At 49.7% G+C, this 14,783-nt stretch carries 16 protein-coding genes; 4 read left to right on the plus strand and 12 right to left on the minus strand.

Features of this window, described 5'->3' with window-relative positions; translation table 11 throughout:
* Positions 1-44: 44 nt before the first annotated feature.
* Positions 45-1,277, minus strand: coding sequence for a branched-chain amino acid ABC transporter substrate-binding protein (locus tag BLS62_RS14725; RefSeq protein WP_093182142.1), 1,233 nt, complete (start codon positions 1,275-1,277; stop codon positions 45-47).
* Between the two features lie 301 nt (positions 1,278-1,578).
* Here BLS62_RS14725 and BLS62_RS14730 point away from each other — a divergent pair, with 301 nt between their 5' ends.
* Positions 1,579-2,037, plus strand: coding sequence for a type III secretion system chaperone (locus BLS62_RS14730; protein ID WP_093182145.1), 459 nt, complete (start codon positions 1,579-1,581; stop codon positions 2,035-2,037).
* Positions 2,038-2,184: 147 nt separating this feature from the next.
* Entirely contained in the window at positions 2,185-4,323 is a 2,139-nt protein-coding gene (sctV, locus tag BLS62_RS14735) for a type III secretion system export apparatus subunit SctV (protein WP_280141842.1), read from the plus strand.
* A gap of 108 nt (positions 4,324-4,431) precedes the next feature.
* On the opposite strand, the gene BLS62_RS14740 is transcribed toward sctV, so the two are convergent.
* Positions 4,432-5,076: a hypothetical protein gene (locus BLS62_RS14740; RefSeq protein WP_093182151.1), complete on the minus strand. Its 645-nt coding sequence runs from the start codon at positions 5,074-5,076 to the stop codon at positions 4,432-4,434.
* A 928-nt stretch (positions 5,077-6,004) separates the two neighbouring features.
* Here BLS62_RS14740 and BLS62_RS14745 point away from each other — a divergent pair.
* Together BLS62_RS14745 and BLS62_RS14750 are read left to right on the plus strand one after the other, a co-directional pair.
* The gene (locus BLS62_RS14745; RefSeq protein WP_093182153.1) at positions 6,005-6,403 is read left to right on the plus strand and encodes a GFA family protein; all 399 of its coding nucleotides are present in this window, start codon (positions 6,005-6,007) and stop codon (positions 6,401-6,403) included.
* A 120-nt stretch (positions 6,404-6,523) separates the two neighbouring features.
* Positions 6,524-6,742, plus strand: a complete 219-nt coding sequence (locus tag BLS62_RS14750; RefSeq protein ID WP_093188950.1) for a DUF6500 family protein — start codon at positions 6,524-6,526, stop codon at positions 6,740-6,742.
* A gap of 51 nt (positions 6,743-6,793) precedes the next feature.
* On the opposite strand, the gene sctU is transcribed toward BLS62_RS14750, so the two are convergent.
* The 10 genes from sctU to BLS62_RS14800 form a co-directional block, all read right to left on the minus strand.
* Entirely contained in the window at positions 6,794-7,921 is a 1,128-nt protein-coding gene (gene sctU / locus BLS62_RS14755) for a type III secretion system export apparatus subunit SctU (RefSeq protein WP_093182155.1), read from the minus strand.
* On the minus strand, positions 7,918-8,760 hold the full coding sequence (gene sctT, locus BLS62_RS14760; RefSeq protein WP_093182157.1) for a type III secretion system export apparatus subunit SctT: 843 nt from the start codon (positions 8,758-8,760) through the stop codon (positions 7,918-7,920). Before sctT ends, sctU begins: the two co-directional genes overlap by 4 nt.
* 5 nt (positions 8,761-8,765) lie before the next feature.
* A complete protein-coding gene (gene sctS / locus BLS62_RS14765) occupies positions 8,766-9,038 on the minus strand; it encodes a type III secretion system export apparatus subunit SctS (RefSeq protein ID WP_280141843.1) in 273 nt (90 codons plus the stop codon).
* 21 nt (positions 9,039-9,059) lie between these two features.
* Positions 9,060-9,704, minus strand: coding sequence for a type III secretion system export apparatus subunit SctR (sctR, locus tag BLS62_RS14770; RefSeq protein WP_093182159.1), 645 nt, complete (start codon positions 9,702-9,704; stop codon positions 9,060-9,062).
* A 72-nt stretch (positions 9,705-9,776) separates the two neighbouring features.
* The gene (locus tag BLS62_RS14775; protein WP_208990869.1) at positions 9,777-10,826 is read right to left on the minus strand and encodes a FliM/FliN family flagellar motor switch protein; all 1,050 of its coding nucleotides are present in this window, start codon (positions 10,824-10,826) and stop codon (positions 9,777-9,779) included.
* The gene (locus tag BLS62_RS14780; RefSeq protein ID WP_093182162.1) at positions 10,823-11,572 is read right to left on the minus strand and encodes a hypothetical protein; all 750 of its coding nucleotides are present in this window, start codon (positions 11,570-11,572) and stop codon (positions 10,823-10,825) included. Before BLS62_RS14780 ends, BLS62_RS14775 begins: the two co-directional genes overlap by 4 nt.
* On the minus strand, positions 11,569-12,048 hold the full coding sequence (locus BLS62_RS14785) for a type III secretion system stalk subunit SctO (protein ID WP_093182164.1): 480 nt from the start codon (positions 12,046-12,048) through the stop codon (positions 11,569-11,571). The genes BLS62_RS14780 and BLS62_RS14785 overlap by 4 nt, the downstream gene beginning before the upstream one ends.
* A complete protein-coding gene (gene sctN, locus BLS62_RS14790) occupies positions 12,045-13,421 on the minus strand; it encodes a type III secretion system ATPase SctN (protein ID WP_093182166.1) in 1,377 nt (458 codons plus the stop codon). Before sctN ends, BLS62_RS14785 begins: the two co-directional genes overlap by 4 nt.
* Positions 13,418-14,068, minus strand: coding sequence for a type III secretion system stator protein SctL (gene sctL, locus BLS62_RS14795; protein WP_093182167.1), 651 nt, complete (start codon positions 14,066-14,068; stop codon positions 13,418-13,420). Before sctL ends, sctN begins: the two co-directional genes overlap by 4 nt.
* On the minus strand, positions 14,047-14,772 hold the full coding sequence (locus tag BLS62_RS14800; RefSeq protein WP_093182169.1) for a hypothetical protein: 726 nt from the start codon (positions 14,770-14,772) through the stop codon (positions 14,047-14,049). The genes sctL and BLS62_RS14800 overlap by 22 nt, the downstream gene beginning before the upstream one ends.
* Positions 14,773-14,783: the final 11 nt, after the last annotated feature.

The raw sequence follows: 14,783 nt of genomic DNA on the forward strand, positions 1-14,783 counted from the left end.
CTCAGGCACAATTGCCCAAGCGCACCAAAGATCAGATGAGTCAATTAGGACGGACGGCGCATCCGGCATGTTGTCGGCATTACAGTCGCAGCCGCCGGAATGGTGATATCTGTCTTGAACCCGAAGCCGGTATTCTCGACATCACGTGCCACACCCTCAGAAAGTGTAGAGATATAAAGCGGTTGCATCAGCTGGTGATCTTCTGCCCGCATGGTTACTTCCCCGTAAGGCGTTTCATAAGTCATGCCTTCCAGCTCACCCGCGATCTTGATGATATCCATCGAACCAACCGCATCGATAGCTTTATCCAGCATATTCATGGTCGTGAAAACACGCTCATAATAGTAATCAAGATTATTGGTTTGCTCAAAATCCTCAACCCGCGCCATCTGCTTTTCGGAAGCTTCAATATTTTCATGGAACTCGGTGATCTGTTTCACCAGTCCAACAGCACTTTTGCCCATAGCAGTCGGCGCACCAAGGCCACCGCCATAAAACGTCAGGTATGGAACATTATGACCGGACGCATTGGCCGCCTTCACCAAAAGCGTCATGTCTGTGCCCCAGTTCCCGGTGAGGACAACATCCGCTTTCGCACTCATCATCTTCTGCACATAAGGTGTAAAATCTTTAACCCTACCAATAGGATGAAGCTCTGCACCGACAATTTTCATATCGGGACGTTTCTCCGTAATCATAGACTTAGCAGCAGCAGTAAACGCCCGTCCAAAGGAATAATCCTGCGCCAGAATATACGCAGTCTTGATATCTTTCTGGCCTCGAAGCCAATCAGTCAGACCCGCCATTTTCATGTCTACATTGGCATCAAAACGGAAGTGCCAGTAGTTACATTTTTTGTTGGTCAGAGCCGGATCAACCGCAGCATAGTTTAGGAAAAGGACTTCTTCACCCGGATTACGCTTGTTGTGCTTGGCAATTGCATCCGTCAAAGCATTCGCAACACTCGACCCATTCCCCTGCGCGATGAAACGAACGCCCTGATCAATCGCCTTCTGGAGCTGAACAAGACTCTCCTTGGGATTGATTTTATTATCAAAAGCAAAGACTTCCACCTGCATGCCGCCCATACCACCAGCAGCATTGATTTCCTTGGCAGCATAACGGAAGTGCTTTAATCCAGCATCTCCAGTACTGCCAAATGGACCGGAAAGAGGATCAATATACCCAACCTTCACAGTTTCAGCTTCCGCAGAGAGAAGACTACTAGCAAGCAACAGTGTTGAAATACTAATCTTCGCAAAAATACCTTTAGTCATAATGATTCCTCCCAAAATCAATTTTAGATTATATTTTTATTTACCTCATCAGATGTTCAACACTGGTTATTGTCAAGCAATAAGCAAAATACAATTCCACATAGTGACTTAAGAAGGTTCTCCTTACTTCATCAAATAAAACGCTAGGAGCCAGCTAAACTGTTTTGTGGCTAGGAGAATTCTGTATGCAGATTGCAAAAACACTTGCGTCACAGCAGATCTTGTAACAAACAGCACAACACCAATAGAGAGCTCCCCTACAGAATATCCCAGACAAATCAGTAGAGTTAGGGATAGCCGAATGAACGATTTCAAAATCATTCATGATTTGATGATTGAGGTAGGACCGCTTCTGGAGGCCCTGGAAATATCAGAATACGCTGATGCGAAAACCTGGACAATTCTGGTTGAGGATTTCCTGATCATCCTCGAAAGCGATGAGAACAACGGCCTCCTGCACATCTCAACTATTCTCTCTACACCAGCTGCAAGTACCCGTCAGGATACTTACCTCAAAGCACTGCGCTACTCTGGCAAACAGCAGGGTAAAGACAACTACCGTGTTGGCCTTATTGAGAAAAACGGGGCCCTTGTCCTCGTCAAAACCGAGGACACCAACAATCTAGACAGGAACAAACTCTACACCTCACTGAATGAGTTCCTCTCCGAGGCCAGCAACCTGACGGACATGATCGACACCAACACCGGTCCCCAGATGGCGCTAAGCAACACACCACACGAAATCATTTTGCCAGCCTGATGGGGCAATCCCAATAGGGATAACCTGCAATCATCCTGTAAATTTTTACACAAGTGTTTGCTGCGGCACACCTGTGGCTTTTCCCTATTGCTAGAAGCAGAGGTGAATTTGCCTGAAGCCAGAGCAGGCTGAACCTAGGAGCGGGACGTGCAAAAAATCTTTCATATGATATCACAGAGGAACGACGTCATTCTGGCGTTTCTCTTGATAGCTATCGTGTTTATGATGATCCTGCCGTTGCCAACGATCCTCGTAGACACTTTGATTGCTATCAACCTGAGCCTTGCTGCGATTCTGCTCATGTCAGCGCTCTATTTGAAAGATGTCGTCGCCCTCTCCGCGTTTCCTTCCATCTTGCTGCTGACCACTCTATTTCGCCTTTCACTTTCCATCACCACCACCCGTCTTATCCTGCTGAAAGCCGACGCCGGTGAAATTATCGATACCTTTGGAAACTTCGTGGTTCAAGGCAACCTTGTGGTTGGTATCGTTATCTTCCTCATTCTAACCATCGTGAACTTCCTTGTGATTACAAAGGGTTCCGAACGTGTTGCCGAAGTATCCGCCCGCTTCTCATTGGATGCAATGCCCGGAAAGCAGATGTCCATCGATTCCGATATGCGGGCCGGTCAGATCGAACTAGACGAGGCCAAACGCCGCCGTTCCAAGCTGGAAAAGGAAAGCCAGCTTTATGGGTCCATGGATGGCGCGATGAAATTCGTGAAGGGTGATGCCATCGCGGGCCTCATCATCACCGCCGTAAACATCATCGGCGGTGTCATTATCGGAACGACCCAGCACGGCATGACCGCTTTTGATGCGTTGGATCGGTACACCATCCTGACCATCGGTGACGGTCTGGTTGCTCAGATCCCGGCACTGTTCATCTCCATCACGGCCGGTTTCATGGTGACGCGTGTCGCCACTGAAGAGTCTTCTGATCTTGGTACTGACATTGCCAGGCAGCTAAATTCAGAACCCAAGGCCCTCATGATTGCCTCCGCAATCATGATCGGATTTGCTCTCATCCCCGGTTTTCCCACCGTAATTTTCCTCGTACTGGCTGCTATTTTTGGTTCCATCGGTTTCAATACAATGCGTAAAACCAAAACCCAGCACGAGAGAAAAGGATCACAAGAGCTCTCAGCGTTTGCACCAGCAATTGCGCCCAATGGTCAGGCGCAGATGATGCCTGATGAAGACATGGGCACTGAGGTGGAAGCCGCTCAAGACCTTGCGATCACCATCACGGTCCCACTCATTGTCGATATTTCGTCCTCGGTCAGGTCTACTCTCAACCCCAAGAAGTTGGACCGGGAAGTCGCAAAAGTGCGCAAAGCGCTCTACTTTGACTTGGGCGTCCCCTTCCCCGGTATCAAGCTGCGATTGAACGAAGGCCTACCGGAGGGCGAATACCGTATTCTGGTCAACGAGGTTCCTGTCGCCCGTGGCGCTGCTCGTTCTGGTTACTTCATTGCGCGGGAAACCCCGCCCAACCTCGCGATGTTCAATATCCCTTATGAAGAGGGTGATAGCTTCCTTCCGAACACGCCGTCATTCTGGGTCCAAAACAAACACTTCGATCAAGCCTCCCGCGCTGGCATTCAGACCCTTACGCTCACCGGTATGCTCAGTTTGCATCTCGCACATGTCCTAAAACAACACGCAGCTGAGTTCCTCGGCATTCAGGAATGCATGTTCCTGCTTAAGCACATGGAAGGTGATTTTGATGAACTCGTGCGCGAGGTAAACCGCGCTGTTCCGCTCATCTCACTGGCCGATGTTTTGAAGCGACTGGTGCGCGAAGACATCTCCATTCGCGATATGCGTACAATTCTGCAAGCTGTTGTGGAATGGGGCCAAAAGGAAAAAGATCCTCTAATGCTGACGGAACATATCCGCATGGCGTTGAGCCGCTACATCACCCACAAATACTCGGCGGGTCAGCACATTATCCCGGCCTATCTTATCGATAAAGACATTGAGGATGAGGTGCGCGGAGCCATCCGTCAAACAAGCGGCGCATCCTATCTCGCCTTGTCTCCAGACACACACCGGCAGTTAATTTCAGTTATGCGGAATGCAATTGGAGACAACATCGCCCACAACGGCATCGCTCCAGTTATTTTGGTGCCTATGGATATCCGACGCTTCTTCCGGAAAGTTATTGAGCGCGATTACTCAGATCTCGCTGTTCTCTCATTCCAGGAACTATCTGCAAACGCGAATATTCAGCCTTTGGAAAAAATCAGTTTGCGCGGCAAGGTTGGTACCCTACCAGCCTAACCCCCGAGCCGTCGCAAAGCCTGCCCACTTGCCCGGGCAGTTTCAGGTGGAACCCGAACAACCATAATTAGAAGCCCCAACTTCGGGAATTCGGGTTCCACTTGTATCCTAAAATGTAGGAACAAGGTTGCTGTCTTCAGGATCGATTTCAGCACCATAAACACCTTGGCCAAGTTCGTAGGCATTGTATATGCCGCCCTCAGAGATGCCGGATTGCACCCCATCCTCCAGAACCTTATAGGCGTCCGAGACGAGGTTTGCCGGGTTTGTCCAAACTCCGATCTGGCCAACAATAAACGCTTCAGTGTAAGTGCCTAACGAGGCTAAAACCTTCGCGGCATCCTCCTTGTTAAAAGGGTTACCATCTGGTTTGACCACGGCGAGGTGCACCCCCCTAACCTTGTTATTTTCTCTCACAACAATACCAATGCAAGAACTAAAACCAGTAAACTTGATTTCCCCGTCACCGCTACCAACCTCCCGTTCAGCAATCGCCATAACGTCCGCCGCGGCTTTTAAGCTACCGTCCTCCGGCAGAATGAAATCTGGGACTGGCTCATCATTGCTACTCAGATCATATGCCATAGGCTCCACTTGCTCAGGATCACCGGTTTGCACCGGATCCTGACCACTGGCCTGTACCTGATCTTGACCCGGCTCCAGTACTAATGAGCTGGCTTCCTCAAGGGGCACAGGATTCACACCGAGGCACTTTAAAACCTCACCTATCCACTTATCCTTATCGATACCCATTCTAGCCTCCGAGAGGTTACTCAAGTAATTCTCGAATGTTTCCGTTAAATAGACGTGAAATTCTGACGATAAGACACCGCAATAAGATATTTCTAATATCTGCAACACTAACGTCTCAGAATTCCAGATTAGTTATCTACGCTAGAGAAACCTGTCATTCTAAATACACATATATATCGGAATATCATCGATAGGTAACATCAAGTACCGGGAATAAATCTCGTATTTACTATGATTAACGGGGGTTGTTTCTTACCAATTTCTACAAAATACACATTTAACACCGCACGGACAGTCCGGCAGTGTGGAAGCAGAAACCCCGAGTAACGGGAGTGGCAAGGCGTACAGGCATTGCCTGCGCTAAGTGTTAAATTAAGTCTTCGGCAACAACTGGTCACCTTGCCCAGGCATTTTACTATGAAGCACTCGACCTTATCCTGTAAGACGCGATGGTCAGTTTCCTGAAATGACAGCTAACTACCAAGAGCAGTCATGTCTGTCATGACAGTCAACCATTAAGAGCAGTTAACTGTCACCGCTGAACGCCAAACAGGTTGGTCCCCACCCCTCAGACCATGCGGTCGCGCCTGAGGTTCGCTTCACCGGACCAGCTGTGAAGATACGTTACTCCCTCTCAGCAGCCCTGCCCGGCCCACAACGCCCTGATGGACGGTCCACCAGAGGCCCGTATCGTGAGCACATGTCTGAAGATAAGGCTGTTTTGATGAAGGGGAATAAATTTTCAAGGAATGTACCGAGTAAGACCAACAAAAATAGTCAACTGGAAACATCACATTCAGCTCTTTTCAGGCCTTTTCCGTACGATGGAGAATTACCGCTTAGAGTCCGAATTTAGCATTGCCTCTGCGATTATGTTCTTGTATTGTTCTCATCTATAGAATCACGTAAAAATTGGGAGAAGTATTTGATGATTAACGGGAGTTGTTGCTGTGGGGCTGTTAAATTCCAACTAAAATCTGAACCCTCAATGATTGGAACCTGTCATTGTTCAAGGTGCCGCAAGGCTGGTGCAAGTACGATCGTATTTGTCAAGAAAGAGGACCTCAAGTGGGTTCAAGGTCAGGAACTCGTCCAACTTTTCAAACCGACTTCCCCTTATAAATACGGGAGATGCTTCTGCAAGAATTGTGGCAGTTCACTCGGCGAGATATTATCAGAAGAAGACAGCTTTCCAATTGCTGCAAATACCCTCGACGGAGAAATTACTCTGAAGAACCAGTTTCATGAGTTTGTAGCAGAAAAACCTTCATGGTACGAAATCGGTGACAATGCGAAGCAGTACGACGGGCACCCAGAGACCAGTTGATCTCTATCCAGAGTAATGTTGCCATATCAGCTTAACCCCGCGTTGCTCCTGTCGGAGCCGCGCGAGGCGAGGAATCATTTCGAAATTGACATGAAGAGTTTCGCCGGGGAGAGAGATGCTATGAGATTAAGTTTGAGACAAAAAGCAATCGCCATTTGTGATGAGAAAATCGCAAAAAAAGGCGAAACAGTCGGTCTTTCATTCTATGCGTTTTTCGCCAACAAGAATGACGATCCTGAACTTCTGATGGAAGCTGCCGAATGGTGGATCAAAACGCATGAACTCGACCATTTTGTGAAAGCTGTGAAGATACTCAGTCTGATCAAGTCAGGACTGTAACCGGCGGCACCAAAACCCATTTCTGTCTAAGACACGTTCACTCACCAATAACTATCCCTCACCCTTGCTCTTCTTCTCATGCTCAAGGTCAATCACACCGCGCTCCAAAGGACCGTTGTAAAGTTTGTCTTTGTTCTGATCGATCCAGACCAGGATCTCCGCAACTGCGCTGAAGAGATCCTGCGGAATGAGTTCCTCAATATCCACTTCTGCATAGAGCATTCGGGCAAGCTTGACGTTTGCAAACACAGGAACACCCGCGCCTTCCGCCTCGGCGCGCATTTTCATGGCTGTCAGGTCCAGTCCTTTCGCAACCACCAAAGGCACAGCAACCTCGTCAGGGCGATAGGAAATCGCAACCGCATAGTGGGTCGGGTTCACCACTACAGCACTGGCTTTACGAGTGTTCTCAAGGTTATCGCTCATGAGGATTTCCTGAGACACACGCTTACGTTGGCTTTTGATCTCAGGACTGCCCTCAGACTCTTTGTGTTCCCGCTTCACCTCATCCTTCGTCATCTTAAGGCTCTTGATGTGGGTATGCTTTTGAAACATGAAATCAAGAATTGCGACTCCGACAAACGCCAGAAACGATATGGAGAGGATCAGCTTCATGATCCCACCGCTGATGTTTGCGATGCAAGGAATACCGCAGGCAAGCGAGTTGATATAAGCCCCTATTGAATGCTTCACCACGAAGTAAAGCATCGTACTCAGCAGCACGATCTTAAGCATGGACTTAAGCACCTGCACCACCTGCTTCATGGAGAAGATGCGCTTAAACCCTTCCGCTATGCTGATTTTACTGAGCTTAGGCATGATGCTGTCGACTGCCCACAAAAACCCAAATTGCACAAAATTACCAAAAATTCCGGCAGCAATTGCAACACCAATCAGCGGCACCACAATATCCATAAAAGCCCAAAAAACACCATAAATCCCCTCTCCGCCAGAGGAGGAGAAATCAGGACGCGCAGCCAACCCGGCCATGTCATCCATCAAAGCAACAAGCTTGGAGAAGTTTCGATCCCAAGAAAACCACAGGTAGGAAATAACAGAGAACAACGAGATCGTTGTTGTAACTTCTGTACTCTTCGCCACCTGCCCTTTTTCCCGAGACTCTCGCTCTCGTTTGGGGGTGGGCAGTTCGGTCTTTTCACCTGAGGTCTCACCACTCATGGGCCAATCTCCCCGCGCCTGTCCTGATAGATCTGCTCGCCGTTCTGGAAGACCTCGAATATCTTATCAGTAAACTGCTTCAGTTCAATCTGGTGCGTGGCTGCTTCCGGCAACAGGAACGACAGATAGAACGTGAGCAAAACAACCGCCACGCCACTTTTGATCGGCATTGCCAGAATGAACACCTGAATTTGCGGGTCAAAACGGCTGATAATTGCGAGCGCGAATTCCGCAAGGAACATCAAAATAACCAGAGGCGCAGCCATGATGAACATCAACCGCATAGCGTTGTCGAAAATCGACAGGATCAATTCCGGGAAATCTGGAGAAAGAACGGGAATAAATTTGGTGACCGGAAAGATTACATAGGAGTCGTAAACGAGGTTCAAAATGAAGAAGAACCCGGGCGTCAAAAAGAGATAAAGAATAAATCCGCGAGAGAACAGGTCCCCGATTGGAGAACTCTCATTCCCCAACATCGGATCGATACTGGAGGCTACAGCGGCACCGCGTTGGTTATCAATCAATGTACCAGCGGATTGCACGGCCCACAGTAGGCAGGAAATCACATACCCAATCAGGAAACCAATGGCATATTCTTTGAAAAAGTAAGCCACAAAGGTTGGCCCATCTGGTGAGAAGCCATCAACATACTGCAGATTGACCGGATACAGCGGGATTGCAATGACCATCACCACAACATTGCGGGCCGTTTTGGACATGAGTGTCGTGTTGAACAACTGAGATGTTGCAAACACCGCAAAAATGCGCGGAAACGTCAGCAGCAAAACCAGAAAAGAATCACGATGTGTGCTTGTTATATCCGCAACCAGATCCATAAACGCTACCTGACCAATGTCGGGAAGTCGTCAAACAATGCCTGAGTGAAACCAATCGTTTGCGACCCCAAGTAGCTGGACATAAGGAAGAGCGTAATGGCCACCGCTATCAGTTTGACACCAAACTGAATCGTCTGCTCTTGCATCTGCGTCAGAGCCTGAATCAGCGAAACGGCAAGGCCAACCAACGAGGCAACAATGATCGGCGGCAGTGAGAGCATCATGACCAGCATCATGGCCTCGGAAATGCGAAAGACGGCATCTTCTGGTGACATCATGTGCCTCCTTTCTGTTTCCGGTTAAACGTAAGTCTTGATGAGACCGAGGATCAGACGCGACCAGCCATCCACCGCGACAAACAAGAACAACTTGAATGGCAACGAAATCGTAAGCGGCGACACCATCATCATGCCCATAGCCAGCAAAATATTGGAGACCACAAGGTCAATGGCAAGGAACGGTAAGTACAGCAGGAAGCCAATTTCAAAGGCTTCTCGAAGCTGAGAAACTGTATAGGCTGGCAACAGGATCGCGATGCTGTTTTCGGTCATGAGTTCGGAGATTTCCGCAGGCCAAAGCTGACGCGAAGCCTCCAAAAAGAACGCCTTTTCCTTTGCATCTGCATGTTTGCCAAGGAACTCCTCAAAAGGTCCTTTGGACGCAATAAAGGCCGTTTTCATTTCCTCCACAGTCGTCATGGAAAAATTGCCGTTCTCGACAATCTCAAAGGTCTGGAGGAAAACGGGCAACATGATGTAGCCAGACAAAATAATTGCCAGCGCATTCAGAGCCATATTAGGTGGAATCTGCTGAACACCCATCGCATTGCGCACCAGCAGCAACACAACCGACAGCTTGATGAAGGACGTGGCGACAATAGCCAGAAACGGCATCATCGCAACGACAACAAGCACTAAAATGAGCGAAAACGGATCAGATGTCATCAGCAGTTCTCTGAATGGGCACCCAGAAGCACCTCTTGTTTCAAACTTGGTTTAGGGAGTGATAGCAACGCCTTAAAGACCAGTTCCCTGATCCAGTTTGGCGATGCGGAGAGCAACACGGTTATCGATCTGAACCAGATTGCCCTGTGCAATACGTTGCCCACCGGCACGAACAAACACCGTCAACTCTTCACTGAGTGCAGGCACAGTAATGTTCACAAGAGAGCCAGCAGTCCAACTCTCCAGCTCAGCGAGAGTGATCTCACGCTCATCAATTTCAAATCGGACGGCAATCGGCATCTGAGAGAGATCAACGGAGCTCACCTCCCGTGTCTCAGCAGGCTGTGGTTCATTCACATCACTCATGCTCGCAACTCTTTCAATTCGTTCGCAGCCCCACCCCTGTTCAACCAAAACAAGATGGTGGCGGCTGTGTGGCCCTTCGACCGTAATCGTTTGGCCCAATGGCTCAGTGTCCAGCAAAACCAGATCCCCCGGCTGCAATGCAGCGACATCGGCAGCAGGTAAATGAGCCGAGCACAGACTGAGACAAACACGGGTCGTCAATCGCTCGCGGAGACCTTTCCAAACAGGTTGGGACGTCAACGGCAGGCCATTGAGAAAACTGGAAAGATCTTCGGGTCGCACCCCGATAGAGAGGCAAGCCGCAGCTCCGCCGATCTCACCGTACCTGATGGAAAACCAGCTCAATTCAGCGCGGTCAGCATCTGACATCAAAGCCTCAACTGAATGGAACGGCAACTCCGCGCTGACACGTTGAAAATCCACTGGCAGCTCGTGGCGCAAATGAGAGATTGTTCCCTCGATCAACGCATCGCGAAGCCCCACATCAAGCTGCAAAACATCCGCAAACGAGAGATTAATGTGAAGGTGCGCTTGAAAAGGGTAATCCTCAACAATAAGCAGTGCGGTCGCACCTGTTGGGCTTTTAAGCACGCACCCAAGCTTTGATCCTGCATGAGCCTCACACTGATTGAAGTTCAGCGTATGCGTGCTTTCAATGGTAAGGTCCTGCCCACTGTAACTAACAGCGGCATTCCAGTAATCCAGTGCACTTGTATGGTTTTGATAGCTGGACGTATTCATTGAATGCTGGTTCATAACGATCCGGTGTTCCCCGCAAATATTGCGGAAAGCCCGGAAAGACTGTTTCCACGAGCTTCAACACTCTCGAGTTCTTGCTGGTCCAACCGGTCAAGAATGCGAATTTTCCGATCTGGAAAACGACTTTGCAGTGTCGCAAGCAATCCTTGAGCTGCGGCCTGAATGTCACCGGAGATCGCATCACCAGTAACGCGTTCCAAGACAACGGCCAAACCTGCATGTGTTGTCATCAGCTTCAACCCGCCAAATCCAAACCGATTGGCATCCAGCGTGAGACTAAGAACTCGGCCATCACTTTTGTCTGCCAATGCCTCAGCCCGCATGGTCTGCTCAATCTGGTTTGCTATGGCAGAGAGCGCTTTATCGACACGCGCTTCAACGGAGGAATAACGAGCTGCGCTCAACAAGTCAGAAGGACTGGAAACGGAAATACTACGCGCTTCTACGGGATCGGACGCGGCAAGCAAACGGGCATTACTCAAATCAAGCGGGTTAGGCAATTCGTCAGAAGGTTGTTCCTGTTCTTCACCGAAGGCACCCTTCGACAAAACGGGCAGAGGCTTCCCTTCAGCAGAGCGCATCTTTTCTTGAAACAGATCGATAGTATGCCTGTTTAACCCGTCAGAGAACCGTTCGTCCTGCTGCTTGCCTGGCATCCTACCGTTTTGTCGTGGCTGTTTACCGCGAACACTGTCAAGATTTTGCTGCGGCTCAGGAGGTTGAGAGCCTTGAGAAACCTTCATAATTCAACTTGCCTTCGCCCGGAAAACTGTTCTTCGATCTCCTGTTCTTCCGCGGCCTCAGCTAAGGCTTGCGTCTCCAACAGCAGGTCTTCAGCAACCTTTCCATATTTATCTTTGACGCGAAGTGCTTTTTGATACTCTTGCCGGGCGACCTCGGCATTTTTGAGAGCTTTGTCGTAAACATAAGTGGCACGCTCAGCTGCATCTTCCAGCTTCTTCACAGCGTTTTCCAAAACCTGAGCTTGCTCTTTGACCTTGTCCAGATCGTCAGTTGAGATGACTTTTTTGATGATAGCCTCGTAAAGAGCATCCTGCTTCGCGAGCAAAGCCTCACGTTCTTCAACGGCTTTCTGGCGCTTTTGCTCCATCTGCTGCTTGGCGCGGTTAACCTTCAGCAGCTCCGCGTTCAGCGCCTTTTGCGCCTTTTGCTCCTTCAGCGTTTTAACCAGATGCAGCTTTTTGATCTGATTGATCACGCCAACATACTCTTCAGCTTACCGAGAGCTTCATCGAACCCGTTAAACTCATCAGTACGCTGCTTGAGGAACTCTTTGATCGGCTTATTTTTGGCAATAGCAAGATCGGCTTCAGCGTCAGCACCCTTCTGGTATTCCCCAATCTGAACCAGCAGCTCCACCTCATCATATTTCGCCAGTAACGAATTCACCTTCCCCGCCATTTCCCTATGCTCAGGAGTGGTGACAGCGGGCATCACCCGGCTCTTGGAATTGAGGATATCGATAGCTGGATAATGGTTAGCAGCAGCGAGTTTGCGCGAAAGAACGATATGTCCATCAAGGATCGAGCGGGTCTCATCAGACACCGGCTCGTTCATATCATCACCTTCCATCAACACCGTATAAAACGCTGTGATCGACCCTTTGTCATTCATCCCTGCTCGCTCCATCAGACGCGGCAGAGTGGCAAAGACCGAAGGTGGGAACCCGCGCCGTGTTGGTGGTTCGCCAACGGCAAGACCAATCTCACGCTGAGCCCGGGCAAATCGGGTAACAGAATCCATCAGCAACAAAACACGTTTGCCCTGATCTCGGAAATATTCAGCAATCGACGTGGCAACAAACGCCGCTTTGGACCGTTCCAATGAGCTTTTATCTGAGGTCGCGACAACAACAACGGATTTCGCCATGCCGTCCGGCCCAAGGTCATGCTCAATAAACTCGCGAACCTCTCGGCCACGTTCACCGATCAAAGCCAGAACGGTGACATCAACATCTGCACCCTTCACGAGCATCGCCAACAATGTGGATTTACCACCACCAGCAGAAGCGAAAATGCCCATACGCTGTCCTTCACCAGTGGTCAGCATCCCGTCAATGGCGCGAACACCCATGGGCATTGGTTTATTGATGATCCGCCGCTGCATCGGGTCAGGAGGAGCTTGATTAACCGGATAATGCGCGACAGGTGTAAACTCACGATCCGAGCCATCAATAAAGTTACCCATGCCATCAATCACGCGGCCAAGAAGATCCTCACCGACGGCAACAGTTTGCACATGGCCGGTTGGACGAACTTCCGTATCTGGCCCCACACCATAGAGTTCGCCAATGGGGGAAAGAAGCGCTTCATCATCATGAAAGCCGACCACTTCGGCCTTGAGCCTGCGCCCTGTCGAGCGCGTGTAGAGTTCTGCGATTTCGCCAATCTCAACCTTAGGCACCACAGCATGAACAAGCGTACCAACCACTTTGCGAACACGTCCGATAAGTGGAAAGGGCTGAACCTCAGTACCGGCCTTTACCAGAGACCGCCCGAGCCGCACAAAGCGATCATCGATGTTTTGTTTTCGCTCTTCAACAAGGTCACGAGGTTCGATGATGGAGCTCATAAGCCATCCCCGACGGACTTGGCTGCACTCGGTACAGAGATTGTCCGCCGAAGGATTTCTTCAATTTCCTGCAACCGCACCTGAAGGTTCCCGTCGACGCGACCAACTGGGGCTTCCAGTACGATATTGGTCCCTTCAAGGTCGCCGTCCTCAACGATTTCCAGAAACTCAACCTGCTTAAAGCCATCCGTTATAGATCGAGTCATAGCGACAGTCTGGGAATACATTTCAGGCGCTACATGCAACCGCACGCGCTTCTCAGATCGCAGAGTTTTCAGCATACTGCGTGCCATCAACCGAACATGGTCGGCATCATCATATTCATCCAGCAAACGGCGCAGCATCGTGATGGTCACGGTGACAACATCATGCTCAATCTCACGCAACCGTGCATCTAGCAGGGCTTGCTCTGCCATGAGCCGCTCACATGCCTCGGACTGCGCCTTGCGAACACCGTCCTCATACCCCTGAATTTTCTGTTCCTCATGAACACGCGTCGCATCCTGCAAGATCTCGTCGGCGCGCTTCTGCGCAGTCGCGATAATCTGTTCAGCAGTCTCAACGGCAGAGAACTCAGCAGCTTTGATAATTTGAACACCCGGAGCCAGATTTGCGCCGAGGTCTTTCAGTCTATAAATGCTCGCCATTGTGGCATTCTCCGACGCAAATACTGGACATAGTGATCTTGCTGCTCGCCGTTCATGACACGCAAACGAGTACTCAGACTTTCATTGAGGTCTTTTGAAACCCGCAGGCGAATAAGAGGCTCTAAACCGGGATCAACCGCACACACGAAAGCAAGCAAACCTTCGGCTCCAGCAAGGGTAACAGCCTGTAAAGCTTCGGCTTCCTCACCGTTACATATGCATAAAAATACCTGATCCTCATCACTCTCATATCCAAGGCAGGCATGGAAAAAGGCGACCTCACGGATCGCAATATCAAAGGCGTCTTCACCAAACAGCGCTTCTATACGCTGGCAATGGCTTTTCAACATGAGACCACTGATGGATTTATGGAGACGCGCAATCGCAGTTATGCGCAAAAGAACTCCAAAATCCGCAGCACTTTGTGACACAAGAGTACTGGCAAGACGGGCTTTGCTCTGATCGCTCATCATGGCAAGGGAAGAGCATTTTGGTGTAAGATCCAAAAGCCCAAGTTCCCGTGCCACATGTTTATTCAAGGGCCCGGAAAAATCCTCATGAGCTGAGAACCTGCGCACAACATCAAGTGGTATGCCCATGTCACCAAGATGATCGTCATGAGTAAACCCGAGTGGATTGACCAGACAATGCGCCAATCTGGCCTGCAAAGACCAAACAATACTGTTGTGTGATGCACCTATCATCCTGTGTGCAT

Origin of the sequence: Pseudovibrio sp. Tun.PSC04-5.I4 (assembly GCF_900104145.1) — a bacterium.
In the GTDB taxonomy this organism is placed as follows: domain Bacteria; phylum Pseudomonadota; class Alphaproteobacteria; order Rhizobiales; family Stappiaceae; genus Pseudovibrio.

Coding starts and splice junctions, on each gene's coding strand:
- BLS62_RS14725 (WP_093182142.1), bottom strand. CDS start 1,277: ATGACTAAAGGTATTTTTGCGAAGATTAGTATTTCAACACTGTTGCTT.
- BLS62_RS14730 (WP_093182145.1), top strand. CDS start 1,579: ATGAACGATTTCAAAATCATTCATGATTTGATGATTGAGGTAGGACCG.
- BLS62_RS14740 (WP_093182151.1), bottom strand. CDS start 5,076: ATGGGTATCGATAAGGATAAGTGGATAGGTGAGGTTTTAAAGTGCCTC.
- BLS62_RS14745 (WP_093182153.1), top strand. CDS start 6,005: ATGATTAACGGGAGTTGTTGCTGTGGGGCTGTTAAATTCCAACTAAAA.
- BLS62_RS14750 (WP_093188950.1), top strand. CDS start 6,524: ATGAGATTAAGTTTGAGACAAAAAGCAATCGCCATTTGTGATGAGAAA.
- sctU (WP_093182155.1), bottom strand. CDS start 7,921: ATGAGTGGTGAGACCTCAGGTGAAAAGACCGAACTGCCCACCCCCAAA.
- sctT (WP_093182157.1), bottom strand. CDS start 8,760: ATGGATCTGGTTGCGGATATAACAAGCACACATCGTGATTCTTTTCTG.
- sctS (WP_280141843.1), bottom strand. CDS start 9,038: ATGATGTCACCAGAAGATGCCGTCTTTCGCATTTCCGAGGCCATGATG.
- sctR (WP_093182159.1), bottom strand. CDS start 9,704: ATGACATCTGATCCGTTTTCGCTCATTTTAGTGCTTGTTGTCGTTGCG.
- BLS62_RS14775 (WP_208990869.1), bottom strand. CDS start 10,826: ATGAACCAGCATTCAATGAATACGTCCAGCTATCAAAACCATACAAGT.
- BLS62_RS14780 (WP_093182162.1), bottom strand. CDS start 11,572: ATGAAGGTTTCTCAAGGCTCTCAACCTCCTGAGCCGCAGCAAAATCTT.
- sctN (WP_093182166.1), bottom strand. CDS start 13,421: ATGAGCTCCATCATCGAACCTCGTGACCTTGTTGAAGAGCGAAAACAA.
- sctL (WP_093182167.1), bottom strand. CDS start 14,068: ATGGCGAGCATTTATAGACTGAAAGACCTCGGCGCAAATCTGGCTCCG.
- BLS62_RS14800 (WP_093182169.1), bottom strand. CDS start 14,772: ATGATAGGTGCATCACACAACAGTATTGTTTGGTCTTTGCAGGCCAGA.